Here is a 25710-nt window from a genome sequence, read left to right on the forward strand (position 1 = left end):
GTCACACCTCCCTGGACTCGGAGCCGGCGACGACGTTGGCCGGCTCCCGCTCGGCGACCACGCGCTTGGTACGCGGGCTCGGCGGAACCTGAAGATCCATCGGTGGCAGCGGGAAGCTGCCGTACGGCCGGCTGTCCGCCTGCTCCTGGGGCGACGGCTTCGGCTGCTTCTTCCGGCTCGGCCAGAAGAGCGTGGCCAGCAGCAGCACGCCCGCGCCGATGGCGGTGACGAGCAGCCGGTCCCGGGTCTGCCAGTCCTCGATCGAGCGGAGCCCGGCGAGCACCAGGATCCAGACCAGGTTGATCGGCAGCAGCACCTTCCAACCGAAGCGCATGAACTGGTCGTACCGGAGCCGGGGCAGCGTGCCGCGCAGCCAGACGAACACGAAGACCAGCAGGATCACCTTGCCGAAGAACCACAGCATCGGCCACCAACCCTCGTTGGCGCCCGACCACAGCGTGATCGGCCAGGGGGCCCGCCAGCCGCCGAGGAACAGCGTCGTGGTGACCGCGGACATGGTCACCATGGCGACGTACTCGGAGAGCATGAACAGCGCGAACTTCAGCGAGCTGTACTCCGTCATGAAGCCCGCGACCAGCTCCGACTCCGCCTCCGGCAGGTCGAACGGGGCCCGGTTGGTCTCGCCGACCATGGCGATGAAGAAGATGATGAAGCTGGGCAGCAGCAGGATCGCGTACCAGCCCGGGGTGGGCAGGTCGAACCCGCCGATGCTGAGCTGCGTGCCGTCGGCCTGCTTGGCGACGATCCCGCTCGTCGACATCGTGCCGGCGGTCATGAACACCGCCACGATGCTCAGCCCCATGGCGACCTCGTACGAGATCATCTGGGCGCTGGAGCGGAGACCGCCGAGCAGCGGGTACGTCGAGCCGGAGGCCCAGCCACCGAGCACGATCCCGTAGACGCCCATCGAGGAGCAGGCCAGGATCACCAGCACCGCCACCGACACGTCGGTGACCTGGAGCGGCGTCCAGTGGCCGAAGATGCTCACCTTCGGGCCGAACGGGATCACCGACAGCGCGGTGACCGCGGAGATCACCGAGATGGTCGGCGCGAAGAAGAAGACCACCTTGTCGGCGGCGCGCGGGAGGATGTCCTCCTTGAACGCCATCTTGAGGCCGTCCGCGAGCGTCTGGAGCAGGCCGAACGGGCCGACCTGGTTCGGGCCGGGCCGCACCGCCATCCGGCCGACCACCCGCCGCTCGAACCAGACGCCGAGCAGCGTGGCCAGCAGGCCGAACGCGAACGCGAAGACGATCTTCCCGAGGACCAGCCACCACGGGTCCTTGCCGAAGTCGGCCAGCGTCGGGTCCTGCGCCGCGAGGTAGACCGCGTTCACTGGTGTGCACCCCCTGCGTTGAGGAGCGGACCCGGCCGTGCGGCGGCGTCCGCGGCGACGGGCGCCGCGGTCACCTTCACGACGTGACCGGACGTCGCGCCGAGGCTGCGCCGCACGGTCGAACCGGGTGAGTTGGTCGGCAACCAGACGACACCGTCCGGCATCTCGGTGATCGCCGCCGGCAGGGTGACCGCGCCGCGGTCGGTGCCGACCGTGACCGGGTCGCCGTCGGCCACGCCGAGCGCCTCGGCGGTGCCCTTGCCCAGCCGGACGACCGGCAGGCGGGCGGTGCCGGCGAGGTGCTCGTCGCCGTCGGTGAGGCTGCCCAGGTCGAGCAGTTGGTGCCAGGTCGCCAGCACGGCCTCGCCCGGACCGGGCTGCGGCACGGTGGCCGGCTCGACCGAGGGGGCGGACGGCCGTTCGGTGCGGGTCCGGGGCAGCGCGCCCAGCTCGCGGCGCACGCTCAGCACGTCGCCGGTGCCGAGCCGCACGTCGAGCTGCGCGGCGATCGCGTCCAGCACCCGGCCGTCGGTCATCGCGCCGGTGTCCAGCACCCGCTCGAAGGTCCGCAGCCGGCCCTCCCAGTCCAGGAAGCTGCCGGCCTTCTCGACCACCGGGGCGACCGGGAAGACCACGTCAGCCCGGCGGGCCACCGCGCTCATCCGCAGTTCCAGGCTGACCAGGAACGGCACCGCGTCCAGGGCCGCCTCGGCCCGGCGCGGGTCGGCCAGGTCGGCCGGGTCGACGCCGGCCACCACCAGCGCGCCGAGCTTGCCGTCGGCCGCCGCGGCGAGGATGCCGTCGGTGTCCCGGCCCGCCTGGCTCGGGATCACCCCGGCCGGCAGGTCCCAGGTCTCGCCCAGCTCCGCGCGGGCGGCCGGCTCGGTGACCACCCGGCCGCCGGGCAGCAGGTTCGGCAGGCAGCCCGCGTCGACCGCGCCGCGGTCACCCGCGCGCCGCGGCACCCAGGCCAGCCGGGCGCCGGTACGCCGGGCCACGTCCGCCGCCGCCGACAGGCCGCCCGGCACCGCGCCCAGCCGCTCGCCGACGATCAGGATCGCGCCCGGCTGCCCCAGCGCCTCGGCCACCGTGGCGTGCTCGGCCAGCACGCTGGCCTCCTCGCCCGGCACCACCCGGGCCAGCTTGGCCCCGAGCTTCTCCAGGCCGCGGGTCGCGAACGGCGCGATCGCGTACACGGTGAGCGTCTTCTTCAGGTACGCCTTGCGCAGCCGCAGGAAGAGGATCGGGCACTCCTCCTCCGGCTCCAGGCCGACAAGCACCACGGCGGGCGCGTTCTCCACGTCCGCGTAGGTCACGTCGGTGACCCCGGCGACGTTGCTGGCCAGGAAGTCGGCCTCCTCGCGGGAGACCGGGCGGGCCCGGAAGTCGATGTCGTTGGTGTGCAACGCGACGCGGGCGAACTTGGCGTACGCGTAGGCGTCCTCGACGGTGAGCCGGCCGCCGGTCAGCACCGCCGTGCCGGTCGCCCCGTCGCGGGCCGCGCGCAGCCCCTCGGCGGCCCGGGTGAACGCCTCGCTCCAGGACGCCTCGCGCAGCTCACCGGTCTTCTCGTCGCGCACCAGCGGGGTGGTGAGGCGGTCGAACGCGCGGGCGTACTGGAAGCCCCAGCGACCCTTGTCGCAGTTCCACTCCTCGTTCACCGCCGGGTCGTCGCCGGCCAGCCGGCGCAGCACCTTGCCCCGCCGCCAGTCGGTGCGCTGCGCGCAGCCGGCCGAGCAGTGCTCGCAGACGCTGGGCGAGGAGACCAGGTCGAACGGGCGGGAGCGGAAGCGGTACTGCGAGCCGGTCAGCGCGCCCACCGGGCAGATCTGCACGGTGTTGCCGGAGAAGTAGGAGTTGAAGGGGACGTCCCCCTCCTCATCCCCGGGGTCCGCGCCGTACGCGTCGTCCCGGTAGATGTTGATCTCCTCGTGCGAGGAGCGTCCCATCAGGTCGATGAACTTGTCGCCGGCGATCTCCTCGGAGAACCGGGTGCACCGCTGGCAGAGCACGCAGCGCTCGCGGTCGAGCAGCACCTGGGTGCTGATCGGCAGCGGCTTCGGGTACTCCCGCTTGTGCTCGTGGAAGCGCGAGTCCGTCCGGCCGGTGGACATCGCCTGGTTCTGGAGCGGGCACTCGCCGCCCTTGTCGCACATCGGGCAGTCCAGCGGGTGGTTCAGGAGCAGCAGCTCCATCACCCCCTCCTGGGCCTTCTTCGCGACCGGCGAGGTGAGCTGGGTCCGCACCACCATGCCCTCGGCGACGGTCTGGGTGCAGGAGGCGACCGGCTTGCGCTGGCCCTCCACCTCCACCAGGCACTGCCGGCAGGCGCCGGCCGGGGCCAGCAACGGGTGGTCGCAGAAGCGCGGGATCTCGGTGCCCAACTGCTCGGCGACCCGGATCAGCAGCGCCCCCTTCGGCGCGGTGACCTCGACGCCGTCGATGGTCAGCGTGACGGTCTCGGTCTGCTTGGCTACGTCCGTCATCAGTGCGCCCCTACCAGGGTCTTCTCCGACAGCTTCGGTGCGGTACGTCCCTCGATGTAGTCGAGGTAGTCCTGCTTGAAGTACTTCAGCGACGAGGTCACCGAGCTGGTCGCGCCGTCACCCAGACCGCAGAACGAACGGCCGAGGATGTTGTCGCAGGTGTCGAGCAGGGTGTCCAGGTCCTCGTGGGTGCCCTGGCCGGCCAGGATGCGCCGGTAGACCCGGACCATCCAGTAGTTGCCCTCCCGGCACGGGGTGCACTTGCCGCACGACTCGTGGTGGTAGAACTCCAGCCACCGGTAGGTCGCGTACACCGGGCAGTCCTGGTCCGAGAAGATCTGGGTGGCCGTGGTGCCCAGGATCGAGCCGGCCGCCGCCACCCCCTCGAAGTCCAGCGGCACGTCCAGGTGCTCGGCGGTCAGCAGCGGCGTCGACGAGCCGCCCGGCGTCCAGAACTTCAGCTCGTGCCCGGATTGCATGCCGCCGGCCAGCTCGATCAGCTCGCGCAGCGTGATGCCCATCGACGCCTCGTACTGGCCGGGGTTGGCGATCCGGCCGGAGAGCGAGTAGATCATCGGGCCGGACGACTTCTCCGTGCCCATGGTCTTCCACCACTCCGCGCCGCCCAGCACGATGTACGGCACGCTGGCGATGGTGCCGACGTTGTTGACCACGGTCGGGCTGGCGTACAGGCCGTGGGTCGCCGGGAACGGCGGGCGCAGCCGGGGCTGGCCCCGGAAGCCCTCCAGCGAGTCCAGCAGCGCGGTCTCCTCACCGCAGATGTACGCCCCGGCCCCGGAGTGCACCACCAGGTCCAGGTCGAACCCGGAGCCGAGGACGTTCCGGCCGAGGTAGCCCTTGGCGTACGCCTCGGCGACCGCGCTGCGCAGCCGACGGGCGGCGTGTACGGCCTCGCCGCGGATGTAGATGTAGGCCCGGTTGGCCCGGATCGCGTACGAGGCGATGATGACGCCCTCGACCAGCGAGTGCGGGTCGTGGGTCATCAGCGGCAGGTCCTTGCAGGTGCCCGGCTCGCCCTCGTCGGCGTTCACCACCAGGTAGTGCGGCTTCCCGTCGCCCTGCGGGATGAAGCCCCACTTGAGCCCGGTCGGGAAGCCCGCGCCGCCCCGGCCACGCAGCCCGGAGTCCTTGATGAGCTGGATCAGGTCGTCCGGGTGCGCCTTGAGCGCCTTACGCAGGGCGGCGTAGCCGTCCAGCTTCTCGTAGGTGCCGAGCCGCCAGGCGTCCGGCGACAGCCAGCGCTTGGTGAGCACCGGCGTGAGCTTGGCCAGCGTCTCCGGCCGAGGAGTGGTCACTTCCGGACCCCCGTTCCGTTCGCGTCCGCCGGGTCGGCGCCGTCGGCGTCCGTACCGGCTTCGGCGTCCTTGAGGTTGCGCTCCTGGGCGCCGGCCGCGTCGCCGGCGGGCTTGCCGTCGCCGGCCGGCGGGTTCGCCGCCGCGCCGGCCGCCTCCGCCGCCCGCGCGTCGCGGGGCGCCGGGGCCGGGCCGTCCGTCGGGACCTTGGTGCCGGGCGCGTCCGCGACCGGGGTCCGCGCGTCCGGCTGCCGGGTCTCGGCGGTACGCACCTGCGGCGACTTGTCGTCCGGCGCCTTCACGTCCGGCGCGGTGCTGCCGCTGGCCGCCTCCGGCGTCGCCGGCTCGGCCGCGCCCGCGTTGCCCGGGGTGCCGGCCTTGGCGGGAGTGCCCGTGGCATCGGCCTTCGCCGGCTCGGGCGCCTTCTCCGGCGCGGGGGCCGGCTTCCCGGCCTCGGCCTTCGCCTTCGCCTCGGCGGCGGCCCGGTCGGCCTCGGCCTTGCTGCGGATCGGCGTCCTCGGGTCGAAGCCCGGCACCGAGATGCCGTGCTGCTCGGCCAGGCGCAGGCCGCGCAGGCTCGGCTCGCCCGGCCCGCCGTCGGCCACCGCGCCGTCCCGCTCGTCGGCGAAGCCGGCGAGCTGGACCGCCATCTCCTTGAGCGTGCAGAGCCGCGCGCCCCGGGTCGGCATCGGACGGCCGCCGGCCTGCAACTCCTGCACCACGCCGAGCGCGCCCTGCGGCTCCACGTTGTCGAAGAAGTCGTAGTTGACGGTCATCACCGGGCCGTAGTCGCACGCCGCCAGGCACTCGGCGTGCTCCAGGGTGATCTTCCCGTCGGCGGTGGTCTCCTCGTGCCCGACGCCCAGGTGCTCGGCGAGCGTGTCGTAGACCGCCTGGCCGCCCAGCACGTCGCACATCGTGTTGGTGCAGACGCTGACCAGGTAGTCGCCTGTCGGCTTGCGCTTGTACATGGTGTAGAAGGTGGCGACGGCGCCGACCTGGGCCTTGTTCAGCCCGAGCACCTCGGCGCAGAACTCGACGCCGGCCGGGGAGACGTACCCCTCCTCGGACTGCACCAGGTGCAGCAGCGGCAGCAGCGCCGAACGGGACCGGTCCGCCGGGTACCGGGCGATGATCTCCCGTGCCCGCAGCCGGGTCTCCTCAGTGAACGTCGTACTCATCGGTCACAACCACCCATCACGGGGTCCAGCGAGGCGCCGCCGGCGATCACGTCGGCGATCAGGCCGCCCTCGGCCATCGCCGGGAGGGCCTGGAGGTTGACGAAGCTCGGCTCCCGGTAGTGCACCCGGTAGGGCCGGGTGCCGCCGTCGGAGACCGCGTGCACGCCCAGCTCGCCGCGGGGCGACTCGATGCCGACGTAGACCTGGCCCGGCGGGACCCGGAAGCCCTCGGTGACGAGCTTGAAGTGGTGGATCAGCGACTCCATCGACTGACCCATGATCTTGGCGACGTGCTCCAGCGAGTTGCCCATGCCGTCGACGCCGATGGCGAGCTGCGCCGGCCAGGCGATCTTCTTGTCGGCGACCATCACCGGGCCCGGCTTCAACCGGTCCAGCGCCTGCTCGACGAGCTTCAGCGACTCCCGGATCTCGGCCAGCCGGACCAGGTAGCGGCCCCACACGTCGCCGTCGGTGTGGGTCGGCACGTCGAACTCGTACGTCTCGTACCCGCAGTACGGCATGGTCTTGCGCAGGTCCCAGGCGAGCCCCGCCGAGCGGAGCACCGGGCCGGTGATGCCGAGCGCCACGCACGCGGTCACGTCGAGCACCGCGACGTTCGTGGTGCGCTCGATCCAGATCGGCTGCCCGGAGAGCAGGTTCTCGTACTCCTTGAGCTTCTTCGGCATCAGCGCCAGGAAGTCGCGGATCTTACGGATCGCGTCGTCCGGCACGTCCTGCGCCACCCCGCCCGGCCGCACGTACGCGTGGTTCATCCGCAGGCCGGTGATGGTCTCGAAGATGTCGAGGATGTACTCCCGCTCGCGGAAGCCGTACAACATCATGTTGATCGCGCCCAGCTCCATGCCGGTGGTGGCCAGCCAGACCAGGTGCGAGGAGATCCGGTTCAGCTCCATCATCAGCACCCGGATGGTGGTGGCCCGCTCGGTGACGTCGTCCGTGACGCCGAGCAGCTTCTCCACCGCGAGCGCGTACGCCGTCTCGTTGAAGATCGGCGAGAGGTAGTCCATCCGGGTCACGAACGTCGAGCCCTGGACCCAGTTGCGGTACTCCAGGTTCTTCTCGATGCCGGTGTGCAGGTAGCCGACGACGGAGCGGGCCTCGCGGACCGTCTCGCCCTCCAGCTCCAGGATCAGCCGGAGCACGCCGTGCGTGGACGGGTGTTGCGGACCCATGTTGACGACGATCCGCTCGTCGTTGATCGGGTCGGTGCCGGAGACGACCTGGTCCCAGTCCCCACCGGTGACGGTGAAGACCTTGCCCTCGGTGGTCTCGCGCTCGGTCGCGTAGTTCGACGTGGTCACTGGTAGGACCTCCTACGGTCCGGCGGGGGAATTTCCGCACCCTTGTACTCGACGGGTACGCCGCCGAGCGGGTAGTCCTTGCGCTGCGGGTGCCCCTCCCAGTCGTCCGGCATCAGGATCCGGGTCAGGTTGGGGTGGCCGTCGAAGACGATGCCGAACATGTCGTACGTCTCCCGCTCCTGCCAGTCGGCGGTCGGGTAGACGGCGGTGACGCTCGGCAGGTGCGGCTCCTCGGCGGAGACCGCGGCCTCCAGCCGGACCTGCCGCCGGTAGGTCATCGAGGTGAGCTGGTAGACCACGTGCAGCCGGCGCGCGTCGGCGCCCAGGTAGTCCACCCCGGACACCGAGGAGAGCAGCTCGAAGCGCAGCGACATGTCGTCGCGCATCACCTGGCAGACCTCGGCGATCCGCTCCGGGCGGACGTGCAGGGTCAGCTCGCCCCGGTCGACCACGACCTTCTCGATCGCGTCGCCGAAGGCCGGGTACGCCTCCTCCAGCGCGTCCCGCACCTCGTCGAAGTAGCTCCCGTACGGCCGGGTGGCCTCCTCGATCGGCTTGCGCTGGCGGACCAGGCCGCCGTAGCCGGAGACGTCACCGGTGCCCTGGTTGCCGAACATGCCCCGCCCGGCCGGGCTGGCCGGCGGGTACTCCGCCGGCGCGGTGCTGCTGGCCCCGGCGGGAGTGGTCGGCACCGGGACCCCGCCGTCGTTGTTCCTGTCGTTCGGCGAGGTCATTTCGGGCCCCCCTGCGTCTGGAGGTGGTTCTGCGCCTTCATCCAGTTCTCGATCCGCAACTGTTCCTCGCGTCCCTCGCGGACCGCCTTCGTCCACTCGGCCCGCCGGGCCTTGTCGTTGCGGTACGACGACGGCATCGAGCCGTACGGCACGACGGGCACGTCACCGCGCTCCTTGCGGGCCTCCAGCATCTTGCGGCCGTTCGGGCCCAGCGGCTCGTACATGATCTTCTCGCGCAGCTTGAGCACCGCGTCGATGAGCATCTCCGGCCGGGGCGGGCAGCCGGGAAGGTACATGTCGACCGGGACGACGTGGTCGACGCCCTGCACGATGGCGTAGTTGTTGAACATGCCGCCGCTGCTGGCGCAGACGCCCATCGAGATGACCCAGCGGGGCTCGGCCATCTGGTCGTAGATCTGCCGCAGCACCGGGGCCATCTTCTGGCTGACCCGGCCGGCCACGATCATCAGGTCCGCCTGCCGGGGCGAGGCGCGGAAGACCTCCATGCCCCACCGGCCCATGTCGTAGTGCGGGCCACCGGCGGCCATCATCTCGATGGCGCAGCAGGCCAGACCGAAGGTGGCGCCCCAGACGGACGACTTCCGCGACCAGTTCACCAGCTTCTCGACGCTGGTGAGCAGGACGCCGGAGGGAAGCTTCTCCTCGATGCCCATCTGCTACCTCCTCAGTCCCAGTCCAGGCCGCCGCGCCGCCACACGTAGGCGTAGGCGACGAAGACCGCGACGATGAACATGACCATCTCCACGAAGCCGAAGATCGGCAGGGCGTCGAAGGAGACCGCCCAGGGGTAGAGGAAGATGATCTCGATGTCGAAGACGATGAAGAGCATCGCCGTCAGGTAGAACTTGATCGGGAACCGGCCGCCGCCGACCGGCTGCGGGCTCGGCTCGATGCCACACTCGTACGCCTCGAGCTTGGCCTTGTTCAGACGCCGGGGGCCGGCGAATCGGGCAGCGGCCACGGAGAACAGCGCGAACCCCGCGGCGAGGGCGAACAGCCCGATGATGGGTGCATAAGGAGAGAGCGTCATCGTTGTCCCCTGCTCGTCCTTCCCTGACCTCGGTGGTTGGCCAAAATCACACTATTCACGTCCCTGACGACAGCGGTCGGCGGGGGTCGATCTCTCCGCTCCGTGGTCGGTCGACCGCGGGCCGGTGGTCTTCTCACACGGCCGGGGCCACCTTCGTCATGGCGTTGATGACCCGGTCCATCGCGTCCCCGCCGCGCGGGTCGGTCAGGTTCGCCAGCAGCTTCAGCACGAAGCGCATCAACATCGGGTGCGGCATGCCGTGCTTGGTGGCCATCCGCATCACCTCGGGCCGACCGATCAGCTTCACGAAGATCCCGCCGAGCCGGTAGTAGCCGCCGAAGCGGGCCTTCAGCTCCTGCGGGTACGCCATCAGCGCCCGTTCCCGATCCGCGCCGGCCGGGCGGGCGAGCGCCTGCACGGCGACCTCGGCGGCCAGCTCGCCGGACTCCATCGCGTACGCGATGCCCTCGCCGTTGAACGGGTTGACCATGCCGCCGGAGTCGCCGACCAGCAGCACGCCGCGGCTGTAGTGCGGGACCCGGTTGAAGCCCATCGGCAGCGCGGCGCCGAGGATCGGCCCGTCCGCGTTGGCCTCGTCGGTCATCCCCCAGTCCTCCGGGGTGTTGGCCAACCAGTCGGTGAGCAGCCGGCGGTAGTTCGTCTTACCGAACGCCGTGGAGGAGTTGAGCACGCCGAGGCCGACGTTCACCCGGCCGTCGCCGAGGCCGAAGATCCAGCCGTAGCCGGGCAGCAACGCGTCGTTGCCCTTGGCGCGCAGCTCCAGCCAGGACTCCAGGTAGTCGTCGTCGTGCTTGGCGGGTGAGCGGTAGTAGCGGCGTACCGCCACGCCGATCGGCCGGTCCTCCCGCTTGGCCATGCCGAGCGCGAGCGGGAACCGACCGGAGACGCCGTCCGCGGCGACCACCAGCGGCGCGTGGAAGGTGGCCGGCTCCTTGTCGGGGCCGACCTCGGCCTGCACGCCGGTCACCCGGTCGTCGGCGTCGAGCACCGGGGCGAGGACGTTGACGCCGGTGCGCAGCTTCGCGCCGGCGGCGACGGCCCGCTGGGCGAGCAGGTCGTCGAAGTCGAGCCGGGTCCGGACCAGGCCGTAGTTGGGGAAGCTGGCCAGGTCGGGCCAGTCCAGCTCCAGGCGTACCCCGCCGCCGATCACCCGCAGGCCCTTGTTGTGCAGCCAGCCGGCCTCGGGCGAGGTGTCCACACCCATCCGGACGAGCTGCCGCACGGCGCGGGGCGTGAGCCCGTCGCCGCAGACCTTCTCCCGGGGGAACTCCGTCTTCTCCAGCAGCAGCACGCGTACGCCGTGCCGCGCCAGGTGGTATGCCGTGGCCGATCCTCCGGGACCGGCGCCCACGACGATGACGTCGGCGTCGTTCTCCACCGCGGTCATCCGCGCCTCCTCCCGCATGCTCGTGAAATGCTTCACAAGCCGATCGGGTTGGAGTCTATGACCGGCGTTACACCTGTATGCGCTGAGGGGGTCCTAACTTCCCGGAAACCGGCTGGTAAGGGAGCGGAGATCGGTCACGGGCGGGCCGGCGCGGCCGGTCCCAGCCCGGCGTCGAGCCGGATGGTCTCGGGCAGATGGTCACGCAACGCGCCTCCGGCCGCCCGGTCCAGTGCCGCCAGCACCTCGGCGACCACCTGGCGGACCTCGGTGGGATCCGCGCCGGCCAACTCCTTGAGCTGCGCGATCAGCTCTGCGGCGTCGTCGTCGGTGGCGGCGGCGTGGTCGGGTCCCGTCATGGGCGCGAGCCTACGGGGAGAATCATCCTCAAGCCGGATATTCACGAAATGCCCGGCTGGGCCGGACCGATCAGTTCCGGACGGCCCGGTGCAGCGCGACGACGCCGCCGGTCAGGTTCCGCCACGCCACCCGACCCCAGCCGGCCGTGCCGACGCGCGCCGCCAGCGCCGCCTGGTCCGGCCAGGCCCGGATCGACTCGGCGAGATAGACGTAGGCGTCCGGGTTGCTGGAGACCGCACGCGCCACCGTCGGCAACGACCGCATCAGGTACGACAGGTAGACCGTGCGGAACGCCGGGTTGACCGGGGTGGAGAACTCGCAGACCACCAGCCGCCCGCCCGGCCGGGTGACCCGGGCCAGCTCGCGCAGGGCGGCGTCGGTGTCGTTCACGTTGCGCAACGCGAAGGAGATGGTCACCGCGTCGAAGCTGGCGTCCGCGAACGGCAGCCGCAGCGCGTCGCCGGCCAGCAACGGCACCGCCGGGCGGGTCCGCTTGCCGGCGTGCAGCATGCCCAGCGACAGGTCCGCGCCGACCGCGTACGCCCCGGAGTGGGCCAGCTCCTCGGTCGAGACGCCGGTGCCGGCGCCCACGTCCAGCACCCGCTCGCCGGGGCCCAGCCCGAGCGCCGCCCGGGTGGCCCGCCGCCAGAACCGGTCCTGCCCGAAGGAGAGCACGGTGTTGGTCAGGTCGTAGCGGGCCGCCACGCCGTCGAACATGGCGGCGACCTCGTGCGGCTGCTTCTCCAGGCTGGCGCGTCGGCCCTGCGGGGTACGGCTCACCCCTCCACTCTGCCAGCCGCACCCACCCGGGTACGGCGCGGGGGCGAGGTGGTCGCCCACCCCGCCCCCGCCGTGTCCGGAGCGCCCGGCTCAGTCCCCGGTGCGCTCGTCGGTCGGGGCGACCAGAACCACCCTGCGGCGGCGGGACAGCATCACCAGCGCCGCGCCGGCGGCCAGCACCAGCGCGCCGATGCCGCCGACCAGGCCGACCTGCATACCGGTCACCGGCAGGCCGCCGTCACCGGAGCCACCGCCGCTGCCGCCACCCGTGGTCGGGGTCGGGGTCGGGACCGCGGTCGCGCCGCCGCTCGGGGTCGGCTCGGCGGTCGGGGTGCCGGTCGGCGTCGGCGTCGGCGTCGGCTGCCCGTTCGGGTCCACGAAGACGTCGAACTGGGCGGTGTTGTCGACGTCGTCGACCTCGGCGAAGGCGCGGCGCTGCGCCGAGCTGGCGACGCGCGGCTCCTCCTCGGGCTCGCCGGACGCGGAGTCCAGGCCGGCGGCGAAGACGAAGCCGGGCCGGAGCAGCTTCTCGGTCACGTCCGTGCCGACCTTCACCCGCACGCCGGCGGTGTAGAACTCGCCCGGCTCCAGCACCGCGCCCCGGTCCTCGCAGTACGCCTGCGCGAAGCCGCCCAGGTCCTGCTCGACGCAGCCCTCGGGCAGCTCGGCGAAGGTGACGCCGGCCGGCAGCGTGATGCCGTACGCGACGCCGGTGGCCTTGCGGCTGCCGTCGTTGAAGACGGCCCAGTCCAGCGGCGCGGTCTCGCCCGGCCGGACCGGACGCAGGTTCGCCTCGCCGGCATCGTCGCCGTCGACCTGCACGTCGGCGTACACGTCCTGCACCCAGGTGGTGAGGTCGTAGCCGGGGGCGGTCACGGTGATGTCGTGCTCGACCGAGTTGTTCTCCAGGTCGGGGTCGGCGGTGGCGGCGCTGATGGAGACCTTCAGCGTGCCGGCCGCACCCTTGCCGCCGGTGGAGAAGAGCGGGATGCCGAAGTCCTCGGTGGTGCCCGCGGCGAGGTCGCCGAGCAGGCAGGTGAAGGAGGTGCCGGTCACCTCGCAGCCCTCCGGGACCAGCACGCCGACCTTGCGGTCCTTCAGGCCCTTCGTCTCCACCGTGACCCGGACGCCCTTCGCGTCGACGGCGCCGGTGGTGTTGTCCACCTGGAACTTGAACGGCTTGGCCCGGGCCTCGTCGACGCCCTTGGCGAGCTGGTAGCTGAGCGGGACGAGCTGAAGGTCGGCCTCGTCGGCGGCGTGCGCCGGGCCGGCGACGGCGGCGAGGCCGGCGGTGGAGAACAGGGCGACCACGCCGGCACGCGCCAGTGTGGATCGGTATCGGAAAGTCATGGTTCCCCCGGGGGTAGGGACGCGCCGATCAGGCACGGAACGAACGGACGGTACCGGAGCGACGCGGCGCGGCGCCAGCGGCGCACGGGTGAAATTCCCACCGGCCCTACCGACAGCAGGGGCGGGATGGTCACCCATCCCGCCCCTGCCGCGGTGCGTTATGTGAACGGCCCTCATGGGCCGATGGAGGACGACGGTCCGCCGAACGCCGCCAGCGTAGCCGCGACGGCGACCGGCGTGGCCACGCTCGCCCGGGTCGCCGCCGACCTGTTACCTGGCAGCTCGCGACCCGGATGGGCGGTGTCGAGCGGGGACGTTAGCGGCTCCCGATCAGGCCCGTCGAGGGCCACGCCGAAGCTCCACCGGAAACGGGACGACACCCGGCCGCACGACGCCCCCGACCGACCGAACGGTGGACCGTCAGCTCGCCTCCACCAGCGGCAACGACTTCCCGACGCCGCCGCCCGGCAGCGCGATCGAGGAGAAGTGCGACACCACGCGGTCGTCACTCGGGTCGTCGGCGGGCGTGCGGTGCACCGCGAGCCGGCGGTAGAGCGTGTCCCGCTGGGCCGGGATCCGGTCCGCCGACCGGATCATGCCGATCAGCTCGTGCAGGTTGGACCGGTGGCGGGCGCCGGCCGAGGAGATGACGTTCTCCTCCAGCATGATCGAGCCCAGGTCGTCCACGCCCATGTGCAGCGCGAGCTGCCCGACGTCCTTGCCCGTGGTCAGCCAGGAGGCCTGGAGGTGCGGCACCGTCTCGAAGAAGAGCCGGGCCACCGCGACCAGGCGCAGGTACTCCAGCGCGGTGGCCTGGGTGCGGCCCTTCAGGTGGTTGTTCTCCGGCTGGTACGTCCACGGGATGAAGGCCCGGAAGCCGCCGGTGCGGTCCTGCACGTCCCGGATCATCCGCAGGTGCTCGATGCGCTCCGCGTTGGTCTCGCCGGTGCCCATCATCATGGTCGCGGTCGACTCCAGGCCCTGCCGGTGCGCCAGCTCCATGACCTCCAGCCAGCGGGCCCCGGACTCCTTCAGCGGCGCGATCGCCCTACGCGGCCGGTCCGGCAGCATCTCGGCGCCGGCGCCGGCGATCGAGTCCAGGCCGGCCGCCTTGATCCGGGCGATGGCCTCGTCCAGGCTCACGCCGGAGACCTTCGCCATGTGCAGGATCTCGCTCGGGCCGATCGAGTGGATGGCGAGCTGCGGGTAGGCCCGCTTGACCGAGGAGAACAGCTCCTCGTAGTACTCCACGCCGTAGTCCGGGTGGTGGCCGCCCTGGAGCATGACCTGGGTGGCGCCCAGCTCGACCGCCTCGCCGCAGCGGCGCAGGATCTCCTCGGTCGGGTGGGTCCAGCCCTCGGCGTGCTTGGGGGCCCGGTAGAACGCGCAGAACTTGCACGCCGTCACGCAGACGTTCGTGTAGTTGATGTTGCGGTCGATCAGGTACGTGACGATGTTGTCCGGGTACCGGCGCCGCCGTACCGCGTCGGCCGCCTCGCCCAGCGCGTGGAAGGGCGCCTCGGTGTAGAGCAGCAGCGCCTCCTCGGGCGTGATCCGCCCGCCGTCCGCGCCGCGCTGCAGGATGTCGTCGATCTCCCGGTTCGCCGTCACGTCACCGAGCCTACGTCGCGGGTCTCGATGGCGGGCACACCACCCGGGCCGGGTGACGAGGGCCGCAGTCGCGACGTCAGGCCGATCCAGGGCTCGCCACCGGCAGCCCCACCGCCTTGGCCGCCGCCAACAGACGCCGGTCGTACGTCACGAAGGCGATGAACTCGGCGGCCGACTGGCGGGCCAGAACCTCCGCGGTGGCCAGATGGATCGCGTCCAGGCTGCGCAGCGTCGGTTCGACGTACGCGCCGGCAGCCGCCCGGACCGTCGCGTCGATCTCGACCCGGTAGAGCCGACCCAGTACCGACGGGACACCGACCAACGCCTGCGGCGCGGCCCGACGCAGCGCCCGTGGCACCTCGACCTCGACCAGCACCGACGAGACCAGTGCGGTCCCGGAACGGTCGTTCAACCAGCCGATCAGATCCGGCGTCTCCTCCTCGCGTCGAAGCATCTTGATGACCGCCGCGGAGTCGAGGTAGATCACCAACGCTCCTCATCGCGCGATTCGGCCAGGAACGCCGCGACGTCCACCGACTCGTCACCGAGAACCGGCGGCATGGGGACCGGGCCGGCCGCGGTCGGTGCCGTGGCCCGCCCCTCGGCGACGAGTCGACCCAGGAGCGCGTCGCCGGCCAGCACCGGAACGAGACGGGCGATGGGCTCACCGCGGTCGGTCACCTCGACCGTCTCACCCGCCCGTACCCGCGCCAACACCCGGCTGGTGTGCTGGTTCAGCTCTCGTATCGCGATCTGCTCCACCAACAAAGTGTAGAACGAATCGTTCTACCCGGGCATCGTCCTTCTCCGGCCGCGGCGTGACCCGCACCGGCGCACACGTTCGTGGCGTCACGCGTCGTAGTCGACCGTCAACTGCTCGGTCACCGGGCTGGACTGGCAGGTCAGGACGTAGCCGGCGGCCACCTCGTCCGGCTCCAGCGCATAGTTGCGGGCCATCGTCACCGCACCGGAGGTGACCCGGGCCCGGCAGGTCGAGCAGACCCCGCCCTTGCACGCGTACGGCAGCTCGCCCCGCACCCGGAGCGCGGCGTCCAGCACCCGCTCGTCCCGGCGCATGGTGAAACTCGACGAACGCCCGTCCAGCACGATCGTCACCTCGGCGCCCGCGCCCGGCTGCTCGACCGGGCGGCGCACCGGCTCCGGCGGGGCGTCCACGTGGAACAGCTCGGTGTGCACCGCCGCGTCGGGCACGCCGCGCCCGGCCAGCACCGCCTTGGCGTCCACCACCATGCCGTACGGACCGCAGAGGAACCACTCCTCGATCTGGTCGCCCGGCACCACGGTGTCCAGCAGCCGGGTCAACCGGTCCGCGTCGATCCGCCCGGACAGCAGCGCCGACTCGCCCATCTCGCGGCTCAGCACGTGCACCAGGTGCAGCCGGGTCGGGTAGCGGTCCTTCAGGTCGGCCAACTCCTCGGCGAACATCACCGTGTTCGCCGTGCGGTTGCCGTACACCAGGGTGAAGGTGCTCCGCGGCTCGACGGCCAGCGCGGTCGCGACCAGGCCGAGCACCGGCGTGATGCCGGAACCGGCGACCACCGCGCCGTACCGGCGGACCCGGTCCGGCGCGAACGCGGAGGTGAAGTGCCCGAGCGGCGGCAGCACCTCGACGGTGTCCCCGTCGCGCAGCGCGCCGCACGCATACCCGGAGAACGCCCCGCCCGGGACCTCGCGCACCCCGATCCGCAACCGGCCGTGCCGGGCCAGCTCGTCCGGGGTGGAACAGATCGAGTACGACCGTCGCGCCTCCGCGGACTCCGGGTCGTCGGCGACGGCCGGACGCCGGACCGTGAGGTGCTGCCCGGCGGAGAACGCGAACGTCTCCCGCAGCTCCTCCGGCACCGCGAAGGTGATCGACACGGAGTCGTCGGTGAGCCGGTCGACGGCGACGACCGGCAGCGGGTGGAAGACCGGCCGGCGGCGGACCGGCCGGGTGATGGTGACAGTCACAGCGCCTTCAGGTGGTCGAAGGGTTCGGCACAGGAGCGGCAGCGCCACAGCGCCTTGCAGGCGGTGGAGCCGAACCGGCTGACCTGCGTGGTCTCCGGTGATCCGCAGCGCGGGCAGCGGACCGCCAGGGTCAGCGGCACCACCGTCTCGTCGCCGCGCGGGGCGGGCGGGGCGATGCCGGCGGCGGCCAGTTTGGCCCGGCCGGCGTCGGAGATCCAGTCGGTGGACCAGGCCGGCGCGTAGACGGTGCGGACCTCGGCGTCCGGATGCCCGGCGGCGGCGAGCGCGCGGCGGATGTCCCCGCGGATCACGTCCATGGCCGGGCAGCCGGTGTAGGTGGGGGTGATGGTGACGACGACCCGGCCGGTGGCCGGCTCCTCCTCGACCGCGCGCAGGATGCCCAGCTCGTCGATGGTGATGACCCGGATCTCCGGATCCACCACCGCCGCCACGGCCGCCCTGGGGTCGGTCACCAGTGCCACCCACTGTTCGCGACTGCGGGGCTCCGCCGCGCTGCACTCCTCGCGCTCACCAGTGCGCTCCGGGGTGGGCGCGGTGCAGCACCTGCATCTCGGCCAGCAGGTAGGAGAGGTGCTCGGTGTGCACGCCGTCGCGTCCCCCGCCGGGCGTCCAGCGCGTCTCCGGCCGGGTCAGCGTGGCCTCGTCCAGCACCGCGGCCACGGTGGCGTCGAAGTCGGCCCGCAGCGTGGCCGGGTCGACCGGCGCCGCCGGGTCGCTGGTGAACAGCTCGTGGACGTACGGCCAGACCTGGTCGACCGCGTCCTGCATGCGACGGTGCGACTCGTCGGTGCCGTCGCCGAGCCGCTTCACCCAGAGCGAGGCGTGGTCCAGGTGGTACGCCGACTCCTTGCGCGCCTTCGCGCCGACCGCGGCCAGCCGGTCGTCGCCGCAGCCGGCGAGCGCGGTGTAGAGCGGAAGCTGCCAGGCGGCCAGGAAGAACAGCTTCGCCATGGTCACGCCGAAGTCGCCGTTGGGCAGCTCGACCAGCAGGCAGTTGCGGAACTCCCGGTCGTCGCGCAGGTAGGCCAGGTCGTCCTCGTCCCGGCCGGCGCCCTCCAGCTCGCCCGCGTAGGTGAGCAGCAGCCGGGCCGCGCCCAACTGGTCGAGGGCGATGTTGGCCAGCGCGATGTCCTCTTCCATCTCCGGCGCGCGGGTGGTCCACTCGCCGAGCCGCTGCGCCGCGACCAGCGCGTCGTCGCCGAGGGCGAGCGTGAAGTCGAAGACGCCGCTCACAGGTGGGCCACCCCGTCCGGCACCTCGTAGAACGTCGGGTGGCGGTAGACCTTGTCGGCCGCCGGGTCGAAGAACGCGTCCTTCTCGTCCGGGCTGGACGCGGTGATCGCGCCCGCCGGCACCACCCAGATGGAGACGCCCTCCTGCCGGCGGGTGTAGAGGTCGCGGGCGTTGCGCAGCGCCAACTCGGCGTCGGGAGCGTGCAGGCTGCCGACGTGGGTGTGCGACAGGCCGCGCCGGGCCCGCACGAAGACCTCCCACAGGGGCGAGGACTGACTACTCATGCCGTGCTGACCGGGCACGCCCGCACGGCCCTCGCTCCGCTCGGTGCGTTCGCTCATGCCGTGCTGACCGGGCACGCCCGCACGGCCCTCGCTCCGCTCGGTGCGTTCGCTCATGCCGTGCTGACCGGGCACGCCCTCACGGCCCTCGCTCCGCTCGGTGCGTTCGCTCATGCCGCCACCGGTTCCTTCCGCTCCACCCGCTTCGCGGCGTACGCCGCGGCGGCCTCCCGTACCCACGCGCCGTCGGCGTGGGCCCGCTGCCGGTGCGCCATCCGCTCCCGGTTGCACGGCCCGTCGCCCTTGATGACGCGCATCAGCTCGGCGTAGTCGGGCTGCGTGTAGTCGTATGCCTGCCGCTCGTCGTTCCAGCGCAGGCCCGGGTCGGGGATGGTCAGGCCGAGCACCTCCGCCTGGCCGACGCACATGTCGACGAAGCGCTGGCGCAGCTCGTCGTTGGAGAAGCGCTTGATCTTCCAGGCCATGGACTGCGCGCTGTGCGTGGAGTCGCCGTCCGGCGGGCCGAACATCGCCAGTGACGGGTACCACCAGCGGTCGAGCGCGTCCTGGGCCATCGCCTTCTGGGCTTCGGTGCCGTGTGCCAGCGTGTGCAGGATCTCGTAGCCCTGGCGCTGGTGGAACGACTCCTCCTTGCAGACCCGGATCATGGCGCGGGCGTACGGGCCGTAGGAGCAGCGGCACAGCGGCACCTGGTTGACGATCGCGGCACCGTCCACCAGCCAGCCGATGGCGCCCACGTCGGCCCAGGTCAGCGTGGGGTAGTTGAAGATCGAGCTGTACTTCTGCCGGCCGTCGAGCAGCAGCTCCACCAGCTCGTCGCGGCTGATGCCGAGCGTCTCGGCCGCCGCGTACAGGTAGAGCCCGTGGCCGGCCTCGTCCTGCACCTTGGCCAGCAGGATGGCCTTGCGCTTGAGCGAAGGGGCCCGGCTGATCCAGTTCCCCTCCGGCTGCATGCCGATGATCTCGGAGTGGGCGTGCTGGGCGATCTGCCGGATCAGCGTCTTCCGGTACGCCTCGGGCATCCAGTCCCGGGGTTCGATCTTCTGGTCGGCGTCGATCACGTCGGCGAAGTACGCCTCGAAGTCCTCGTCCGGTCCGGCGCCGCCCCGGCGGGCCCGCGCCGCGGCCTCGCGCAGCGCCGCCTCCGCCGCTTCCACCTCGCCGAGCAGGCCGCCGCCCGGAGCGTCCTCGGGCGGGGCGAAGTCGTTGCCATACATGAGGCCAGTGTTACAGCTCGCGACGCGTGACACCAGAGGGTGTAACAGGATTCCGCAATCACCTCCGGTGGCCACGCGGGAGCCGAGGGTGGTCACCCCTGAGCTGGGAAAACGTTTGTGACGTCGACCACTTGGCGGAAATGAAACCCCCCAGGAGCCGCAAATCTGCTCAATATCCCGTCCACCCGGCGAGTCGCCGGGTGTCGGGATCTGGCGGAATGCCAGTCCGGAAGTAGACTTCCCCCGGCACACCGATCGGCTGCCGTTGATCGCCACCGTTTCAGGCCACCGTCCCCCGGCCTCGTGGTGATCGGGCCGAACACATGCGGAAGCCGGTCCCCCCGGCCATACATCTGGAGTTCACCCACTCATGCGACCTCGCGTGACCATGGTGCTCGCCGTCGTGGCAGTGCTCGTCGGCGGCGGCATGCTGGTGCCCGCCGCGTACGCGCAGCTCTCCGGCGGAGACGGCCCGAGCAGCCTCGGCGGCCTCGGCGGCGGCGCCGAGCAGGTGCCGGCGCCCGCCCCGAGCGCACCCCCAGCCCCGACGCTCGCCGACGCCCCGGTCGCGGTGGACTTCAAGGGCGACTTCTTCTCCTGGGCGTTGATGGACCGCACGACCGGCACCGTCACCGGCGCGAAGAACATGAACCGGACCAGTTCCACCGAGTCGATGCTCAAGACCTGGATCGTCGCCGACTACCTGCGCCAACTCGGCGACCGGGAACCCCCCGCCGAACTCAAGAAGGCGGCGAGCGTGGCCATCCGGGACAGCAACGACGACGGGGCGAACCGGGTCTACCGGGCGGCCGGCGGGTCGTACCAGAAGCAGCCGGGCAACAAACTGAACCCGGTGCTCCAGCGCGCCGTCAAGATCTGCGGGCTGACCGACACCAGGGCCGGCACCGTGCCCGCGTACCTGGGTTGGTGGAGCTTCACCGAGATGTCCCCCCGGGACGCCGTCCGGCTCGGCGACTGCATCGCCGACGGCAAGGCCGCCGGGCCGAAGTGGACGAAGTGGGTCATGAACGAGATGGCCAACGTCCGGGGCAGCATCAAGAGCCAGCAGGCGAAGTCCGGTGGCGGCAAGTGGGGCATCGTGGACGGCCTCCCCGCCTCGATCAAGGCCCAGGGCCCGGTGAGCATCAAGAACGGCTGGACGGTGCTCGTCTACGACGGCAACTGGCACGTCAACTGCCTGGCGGTCACCGAGAAGTGGAGCCTCGCGGTGATGATGCGCTACCCCCGCGCCGCCGGCCTCTCGTATGGATCCAAGGTGTGCGCGAGCGTCGCCACGCAGCTCGTCACCCCGCAGCCCGGCGCCGCGCTCAAGGTGCCGCAGCAGCCGGTCGGGAAGCTCTGATGGCCGGCGCCCGACGACGGCCCGGCAGTCACCGCCGCCCGCTGGCGTTCAGCGCGGTGGCGGTGGCCCTGGTCGGCCTGCTGGTCCTCTCGCTCCGGCTGGTCCCCGGTTCGCCGCTGCGGCCGACCGCCGCCTCGCATCCCGACGTGGCGGGTGACCGGTCCACCGCGCAGCCCACCGACCGTAGCGACCGGCCGGCGCCGACCCCGTCGCCGTCGCTGGAGCCGCTGCCGTTCCAGGCCAGGAACCTCGACGACCTCGACCTCAAGGGCTGGTACGCCTGGTCCGTGCTGGACAAGCGGACCGGGCAGATCATCGGCTCGAAGAACATGGGCGAGACCAGCACCACCGCGTCCCTGATCAAGTCCTGGGTGGTCGCCGACTACCTGCGCCGCAGCGCCGAGGCGGGGAAGACCCCGAGCGACGCCAAGCTCGACGACGCCACGCGGATCATCCGCGACAGCGACAACACCCGCGCCCAGCAGTTCTACGAGAGCGTGGGCAGCGCCGCCTCGATCAAGCGGCTGATCTCGATCTGCAAGCTGACCGACAGCAAGGTCGCCGCCGACGGCGGCTGGAGCCGGACGCTGCTGTCCCCGCGGGACACCGCCCGGCTCGGACTCTGCATCGACGACGGCCGGGCGGCCGGGCCGAAGTGGACCAAGTGGCTGCTCAACGAGATGCGCCTGGTGCGCGGCGCCGGCGACTTCGGCATCCGCAAGGCGTTCCCGGCCGCCGAGCAGAAGAAGATCGCCATCAAGAACGGCTGGATCGACCGGGAGAAGGAACAGGAATACCACGTCAACTGCCTGGCGATCGGCGACACCTGGACGATGGGCGTGATGGTCAAGAGCCCGTTCAGCGTCGGTGGGTGGGACTACGGCATGAAGGCGTGCGAGCAGATCACCGAGGCGCTGCGGCGCGAGCCGACCTGATCCCGGCGCGGCGGCGCTGACCATCGCCCCGGTCAGCGGTGGAAGAACTCCGGGCCGCCCGGCGGCAGCGCCGGCACCTCCCCGTACGCGGCGGCGCGGCGGGCGAACTCGCGCAGCCCGGCCACCTGCCGCTCGCCCAGCGAGAAGTCGAGCGCGCGGAAGTAGGTCGCCAGCGTCGCCGCGTCGAACGGCTCCCAGCGGGCCGCCGCCTCGGCCACCTGGTCCAGCTCGGCCAGGCAGAGGTCACGCGAGCGCAGGAACGCCTCGTGCACCTCCTTGACCAGCCCCGGGTGGGCGGCGGCGAAGTCGCGGCGGACCGCCCAGACGGCGAACACCATCGGCATACCGGTCCACTCGTGCCACGCCTGCCCGAGGTCGGTCACCGCGAGGCCCTTGCCGGGCGCCTCGTAGAGCGCACGCAGCGCCACGTCGCCGATCAGCACGCCGGCGTCGGCCTCCAGCAGCATCTGGGTCAGATCGGGCGGGCAGCGGAAGTACTCCGGACGCACCCCGTACCGCTCGGCGAGCAGCACCTGGGCCAGCAGCACCCCGGTACGCGAGGTGGAGCCCAGCGCCACCTTGCCGCCGTCCAGCTCGGTCAGCGGCCGGGTGGAGACCATGTTGACCGAGAGCACCGGGCCGTCGCTGCCGACCGCCAGGTCGGGCAGGAGCAGCAGTTCGTCGGCGTGCTTCAGGAACTCCACGAGCGTGATCGGGCCGATGTCGAGGTCGCCCCGGACCAGGTCGGCGCTCAGCCGGTCCGGTGAGTCCTTGTGCAGGTCGACGTCGAGCAGCGCGCCGGACCGCATCAGCCCCCAGTAGATCGGGAGGCAGTTGAGGAACTGGATGTGCCCCACCCGGGGGCGGGCGATGCGGTCGGCCATGACCCGACCGTATCCCCGCCCCCGTATCCCCGCCCCGCAGGGAGCCCCGGGAGTGGCCCATCCCGCACCGGGATGGAAGGAGGGGCCCCTTGTTAACGCATCCGGTGGAGAAGGGGCCCCTTCTCACCGTCCCATTCCGCGACCGCGGCGCGCTCGGCGCGTACCGCGCGGCGGACCGGCCCGGCCAGCGCCGCCACGACCAGCAGGCCGGCCACCCCGCAGCCGACGACCAGCGGCCGGGGGTCGGCCACCGCCAGCAGCAGGCCGCCGAGCAGGTAGCCGCCCATCGCGGCGCCCTGCACCGCCGCCCCGAAGACCGCGAACGCGCGCCCCCGGGCCGCCTCCGGCACCCGGCGGGCCAGCAGCAGGTTGTTGAAGACGTTGTCGCCGCCGTTGGCGATGCCCCCCACCAGCCAGATCGGCACGAGCAGCCACGCCGACGGCACCGCCGCCGAGACGAGCACCGCCAGGCAGCAGCCGCCGAGCAGCGCCAGCCCGGCCCCGAGCAGCGCGCCGTCGTCCGCGAGCCGGCGGGCGACCCGGGCGAACAGCCAGGCGCCGAGCACGATGCCGGCCGTCCAGGCGCCGGTGACCAGGCCGTACACGGTGGTGGAGCTGTTCAGCGTCTCCCGGATGAAGAAGACCTCGATCACGTTGATCGCCCCCACCGCGCCGACCACCGCGGCCACGCTGCCGACCATGACCAGCAGCATCGGGTCGCGACGCAGCCGCCAGGCGGGCGTGGCCACGGCGACGCCGGCCGCCGCCGTGGCCCGGCCACCCCGTCGGGTACGGATGAGCAGCGCGGCCACCACCAGCGCGAGGTAGCTGACCGCGTCCACGAGCAGCGGCACCCGGGTGCCGAACTGCCCGACGAGCAGGCCGGCCAGCGCGGGCCCGGCGAGCGCGCCGAGCGTGCCGGCGGTCTGGTTGAGCGCGCCGGCCCGGGGCAGGTCCTCGGCCCGGACCATGACCGGCACCAGCGCGGCGAGCACCGGCTGGGTGACCGCGAGCCCGGTCGCCAGCAGCGCCACCAGCGCGAGGATCAGGGCCGGTGCGGTCGCGTACGCCAGCGCCGCGCAGATCGCGGACTGCACCAGGCCGGCGACGATCAGCAGGGTCCGGCTGTCCACCCGGTCGGCGAGGCGTCCGGTCAGCGGGGCGAGCGCGACGAGCGGCAGCGTCGCGGCGAGCAGCAGCCCGGAGACGGCGAGGCCGCCCGCGCCGGCGGACTGGAGCGCGAGTGTCAGCGCGGTGGCGGCGAGGAAGTCCCCGCAGCTGGAGACGCCTCGGGCGGTGGCGGCGAGCCAGACGTCCGGCCAGCGCGAGGGGCCAGTTGTGAAGGACATACTTCGAAAATAATCCTTCACAACTGATGCGCGCAACCCACCTCAGTCGATGGGCATCGCCCGGTACTGCACCGCCACCTTGCGTGCCCCCGCCGGCGGATCGGTCCGGCTCCGCTGCCGGTACGGCGACGTCAGCGCCCGGACCGCCTCGTTCAGCTCGGCCAACTCCTCGGCGGTCACCAGCAGCACGCTGTCGCTGAACCAGAACGACTCGTACCACTCGCGCGGCTCGTCCGGCACCCGGCGCAGCCAGTCCCGGACCCGCTGCGCGTCGCGGACCAGGTGCGCCTCGATCAGCGCCGCCTCGGCGGCGTGCGTCTCCGGGTCGGCGTCCGGCCCGGCCTCGACCGAGTACGACGGGTTCACCGCCTGCCACACCCGCTCCCGCGCGTCACCCCGGCCGGCCGCCTCGCGGACCAGGCCGAACTTCGCCAACTCGCGCAGGTGGTAGCTGGTGGCGCTCGGCGACAGGCCGGCGACGCCGGCACACTCGGTGGCGGTCGCGCCACCCTCCACCGCGCTGAGATGTTCGATGATCGCCATGCGGGCCGGGTGGGCGAGCGCCCGCATCACCTGCGGGTCGCTGATCGTCACCCGGTGCTGTTCGGGACGCGCCTCGGTCATGTCCCCATGATCCCGCGTCGACGGGCGACGGGCGCACGAGGCAGCGCCGGCCGGCTCAGGCCACCTTGAGTTGCTCGTCGCCGAAGTCCGCGATCAGCTTCAGCGTGCCGCCGAGAGCGGCGATGTAACGTGCCAGGACCTCCTGGGTCGCCACGTTGCCCGCCTCAATCTGCGACACCCGAGCCACCGACACACCCATCCGGGAAGCGACCTGCTCCTGGGTCATCTCGCGCCGCTTCCGCAACTCGGCAAGACGCCAGCCACGAGCCTGGTCGAGCATCCCGTCGACCTCGGCCTCGAACACACGCTCGCCCCCGGCGGTATTCACCGCCCGTTCGAGATGCGTGGTGTCACGCCACCGCTTCGTCGCACTCATCGGCTCTCCTCCCGCCGTTCCTTGAGGTACGTGTCGTAGAGCTGCTCCGCCTCCGGTGTGGCTTCGCGGTACCACTGCCTCCACCGCCCCGACTTGTCGCCCGCCACCAGTAGGACCGCCGAACGCCACGGGTCGAAGACGAAGAGCAGCCTGATCTCGGTGCGCCCCGCAGACGGGGGCCTCAACTCCTTCAGGTTGCTGAGCCGAGAAGCGGTGATGCTGTCGACGAGGGGCCGCCCCTCTGCCGGCCCGTTGCGCTCCAAGACCAGGATGGCCTGGTTGACGAGACGGTGGGATTCAGGATCAGCAGCGTAGAGATTCTCAAGGAACTCGTCGACCTGGCTGGTCATCAGGATCTCCCACTCCATGCCCCACCTCCACCTTAACAATATTCTTAAGTTCGGTCAGAGGTCGACACGACTCGGGCACGGCCGGAATTCGGTGGCGTCGCCGATCCGGGCCTCCGTATAGTGGATGACCGCCCG

At 71.9% G+C, this 25710-nt stretch carries 27 protein-coding genes; 2 read left to right on the forward strand and 25 right to left on the reverse strand.

The annotated features are described in order from the left end of the window. Nucleotide 1: 1 nt before the first annotated feature. From nuoH to paaA, 20 genes are all read right to left on the reverse strand, one after another. A complete protein-coding gene (gene nuoH, locus ACIA6B_RS08335; RefSeq protein WP_281943601.1) occupies nt 2–1357 on the reverse strand; it encodes an NADH-quinone oxidoreductase subunit NuoH in 1356 nt (451 codons plus the stop codon). Beyond that, complete coding sequence (locus ACIA6B_RS08340; RefSeq protein WP_396772113.1) at nt 1354–3843, reverse strand: NADH-quinone oxidoreductase subunit G; 2490 nt, start codon at nt 3841–3843, stop codon at nt 1354–1356. Before ACIA6B_RS08340 ends, nuoH begins: the two co-directional genes overlap by 4 nt. Then, on the reverse strand, nt 3843–5159 hold the full coding sequence (nuoF, locus tag ACIA6B_RS08345) for an NADH-quinone oxidoreductase subunit NuoF (RefSeq protein WP_396772114.1): 1317 nt from the start codon (nt 5157–5159) through the stop codon (nt 3843–3845). The genes ACIA6B_RS08340 and nuoF overlap by 1 nt, the downstream gene beginning before the upstream one ends. Further along, on the reverse strand, nt 5156–6337 hold the full coding sequence (gene nuoE, locus ACIA6B_RS08350) for an NADH-quinone oxidoreductase subunit NuoE (RefSeq protein WP_396772115.1): 1182 nt from the start codon (nt 6335–6337) through the stop codon (nt 5156–5158). The genes nuoF and nuoE overlap by 4 nt, the downstream gene beginning before the upstream one ends. Then, nucleotides 6334–7659, reverse strand: coding sequence for an NADH-quinone oxidoreductase subunit D (locus ACIA6B_RS08355; protein ID WP_396772116.1), 1326 nt, complete (start codon nt 7657–7659; stop codon nt 6334–6336). Before ACIA6B_RS08355 ends, nuoE begins: the two co-directional genes overlap by 4 nt. Beyond that, a complete protein-coding gene (locus ACIA6B_RS08360) occupies nt 7656–8393 on the reverse strand; it encodes an NADH-quinone oxidoreductase subunit C (protein ID WP_396772117.1) in 738 nt (245 codons plus the stop codon). The genes ACIA6B_RS08355 and ACIA6B_RS08360 overlap by 4 nt, the downstream gene beginning before the upstream one ends. Further along, a complete protein-coding gene (locus ACIA6B_RS08365; protein ID WP_091062855.1) occupies nt 8390–9067 on the reverse strand; it encodes an NADH-quinone oxidoreductase subunit B family protein in 678 nt (225 codons plus the stop codon). Before ACIA6B_RS08365 ends, ACIA6B_RS08360 begins: the two co-directional genes overlap by 4 nt. A gap of 11 nt (nt 9068–9078) precedes the next feature. Then, the gene (locus tag ACIA6B_RS08370; RefSeq protein ID WP_089154551.1) at nt 9079–9444 is read right to left on the reverse strand and encodes an NADH-quinone oxidoreductase subunit A; all 366 of its coding nucleotides are present in this window, start codon (nt 9442–9444) and stop codon (nt 9079–9081) included. A 133-nt stretch (nt 9445–9577) separates the two neighbouring features. Next, nucleotides 9578–10852, reverse strand: coding sequence for a geranylgeranyl reductase family protein (locus ACIA6B_RS08375; protein WP_396772118.1), 1275 nt, complete (start codon nt 10850–10852; stop codon nt 9578–9580). A 134-nt stretch (nt 10853–10986) separates the two neighbouring features. Then, nucleotides 10987–11208, reverse strand: coding sequence for a hypothetical protein (locus ACIA6B_RS08380; protein WP_396772119.1), 222 nt, complete (start codon nt 11206–11208; stop codon nt 10987–10989). Nucleotides 11209–11278: 70 nt separating this feature from the next. Beyond that, the gene (locus ACIA6B_RS08385; RefSeq protein WP_396772120.1) at nt 11279–11989 is read right to left on the reverse strand and encodes a demethylmenaquinone methyltransferase; all 711 of its coding nucleotides are present in this window, start codon (nt 11987–11989) and stop codon (nt 11279–11281) included. Nucleotides 11990–12079: 90 nt separating this feature from the next. Then, nucleotides 12080–13339, reverse strand: coding sequence for a cell wall anchor protein (locus ACIA6B_RS08390; RefSeq protein WP_396772121.1), 1260 nt, complete (start codon nt 13337–13339; stop codon nt 12080–12082). 420 nt (nt 13340–13759) lie between these two features. Continuing rightward, a complete protein-coding gene (gene mqnC / locus ACIA6B_RS08395; RefSeq protein ID WP_396772122.1) occupies nt 13760–14950 on the reverse strand; it encodes a cyclic dehypoxanthinyl futalosine synthase in 1191 nt (396 codons plus the stop codon). 76 nt (nt 14951–15026) lie between these two features. Then, nucleotides 15027–15437 (reverse strand): PIN domain-containing protein, encoded by a 411-nt coding sequence (locus tag ACIA6B_RS08400; RefSeq protein WP_396772123.1) that lies wholly within the window; start codon nt 15435–15437, stop codon nt 15027–15029. Then, nucleotides 15434–15712 (reverse strand): type II toxin-antitoxin system Phd/YefM family antitoxin, encoded by a 279-nt coding sequence (locus ACIA6B_RS08405; protein WP_396772124.1) that lies wholly within the window; start codon nt 15710–15712, stop codon nt 15434–15436. The genes ACIA6B_RS08400 and ACIA6B_RS08405 overlap by 4 nt, the downstream gene beginning before the upstream one ends. Nucleotides 15713–15799: 87 nt before the next feature. Continuing rightward, on the reverse strand, nt 15800–16921 hold the full coding sequence (gene paaE / locus ACIA6B_RS08410) for a 1,2-phenylacetyl-CoA epoxidase subunit PaaE (RefSeq protein ID WP_396772125.1): 1122 nt from the start codon (nt 16919–16921) through the stop codon (nt 15800–15802). Continuing rightward, nucleotides 16918–17394: a 1,2-phenylacetyl-CoA epoxidase subunit PaaD gene (paaD, locus tag ACIA6B_RS08415; RefSeq protein ID WP_396772126.1), complete on the reverse strand. Its 477-nt coding sequence runs from the start codon at nt 17392–17394 to the stop codon at nt 16918–16920. Before paaD ends, paaE begins: the two co-directional genes overlap by 4 nt. Before the next feature lie 55 nt (nt 17395–17449). Continuing rightward, nucleotides 17450–18175 (reverse strand): 1,2-phenylacetyl-CoA epoxidase subunit PaaC, encoded by a 726-nt coding sequence (gene paaC, locus ACIA6B_RS08420; protein WP_396772127.1) that lies wholly within the window; start codon nt 18173–18175, stop codon nt 17450–17452. Next, entirely contained in the window at nt 18172–18516 is a 345-nt protein-coding gene (gene paaB / locus ACIA6B_RS08425; protein WP_396772552.1) for a 1,2-phenylacetyl-CoA epoxidase subunit PaaB, read from the reverse strand. The genes paaC and paaB overlap by 4 nt, the downstream gene beginning before the upstream one ends. Before the next feature lie 110 nt (nt 18517–18626). Continuing rightward, the gene (gene paaA / locus ACIA6B_RS08430) at nt 18627–19694 is read right to left on the reverse strand and encodes a 1,2-phenylacetyl-CoA epoxidase subunit PaaA (RefSeq protein WP_396772128.1); all 1068 of its coding nucleotides are present in this window, start codon (nt 19692–19694) and stop codon (nt 18627–18629) included. Nucleotides 19695–20064: 370 nt separating this feature from the next. On the opposite strand from paaA, the gene ACIA6B_RS08435 reads away from it, so the two are divergent. Beyond that, complete coding sequence (locus tag ACIA6B_RS08435; RefSeq protein ID WP_396772129.1) at nt 20065–21057, forward strand: hypothetical protein; 993 nt, start codon at nt 20065–20067, stop codon at nt 21055–21057. Further along, complete coding sequence (locus ACIA6B_RS08440; protein ID WP_396772130.1) at nt 21057–21992, forward strand: hypothetical protein; 936 nt, start codon at nt 21057–21059, stop codon at nt 21990–21992. The genes ACIA6B_RS08435 and ACIA6B_RS08440 overlap by 1 nt, the downstream gene beginning before the upstream one ends. A 32-nt stretch (nt 21993–22024) precedes the next feature. Here the strand turns inward: ACIA6B_RS08440 and ACIA6B_RS08445 are convergent, their stop codons facing one another. From ACIA6B_RS08445 to ACIA6B_RS08465, 5 genes are all read right to left on the reverse strand, one after another. Further along, nucleotides 22025–22876 carry a menaquinone biosynthetic enzyme MqnA/MqnD family protein gene (locus tag ACIA6B_RS08445; RefSeq protein ID WP_396772131.1) on the reverse strand — a complete coding sequence of 284 codons (852 nt, stop codon included), beginning with the start codon at nt 22874–22876 and terminating at the stop codon, nt 22025–22027. A gap of 92 nt (nt 22877–22968) precedes the next feature. Further along, on the reverse strand, nt 22969–24225 hold the full coding sequence (locus ACIA6B_RS08450) for an MFS transporter (protein WP_396772132.1): 1257 nt from the start codon (nt 24223–24225) through the stop codon (nt 22969–22971). 42 nt (nt 24226–24267) lie between these two features. Next, on the reverse strand, nt 24268–24849 hold the full coding sequence (locus ACIA6B_RS08455) for an ArsR/SmtB family transcription factor (protein WP_396772133.1): 582 nt from the start codon (nt 24847–24849) through the stop codon (nt 24268–24270). A gap of 55 nt (nt 24850–24904) precedes the next feature. Continuing rightward, the gene (locus ACIA6B_RS08460; protein ID WP_396772134.1) at nt 24905–25225 is read right to left on the reverse strand and encodes a helix-turn-helix domain-containing protein; all 321 of its coding nucleotides are present in this window, start codon (nt 25223–25225) and stop codon (nt 24905–24907) included. Continuing rightward, the gene (locus ACIA6B_RS08465; RefSeq protein ID WP_396772135.1) at nt 25222–25593 is read right to left on the reverse strand and encodes a type II toxin-antitoxin system RelE/ParE family toxin; all 372 of its coding nucleotides are present in this window, start codon (nt 25591–25593) and stop codon (nt 25222–25224) included. Before ACIA6B_RS08465 ends, ACIA6B_RS08460 begins: the two co-directional genes overlap by 4 nt. Between the last annotated feature and the right edge of the window lie 117 nt (nt 25594–25710).

The sequence above is a fragment of the Micromonospora sp. NPDC051141 genome (genome assembly GCF_044455765.1).
GTDB lineage: Bacteria > Actinomycetota > Actinomycetes > Mycobacteriales > Micromonosporaceae > Micromonospora.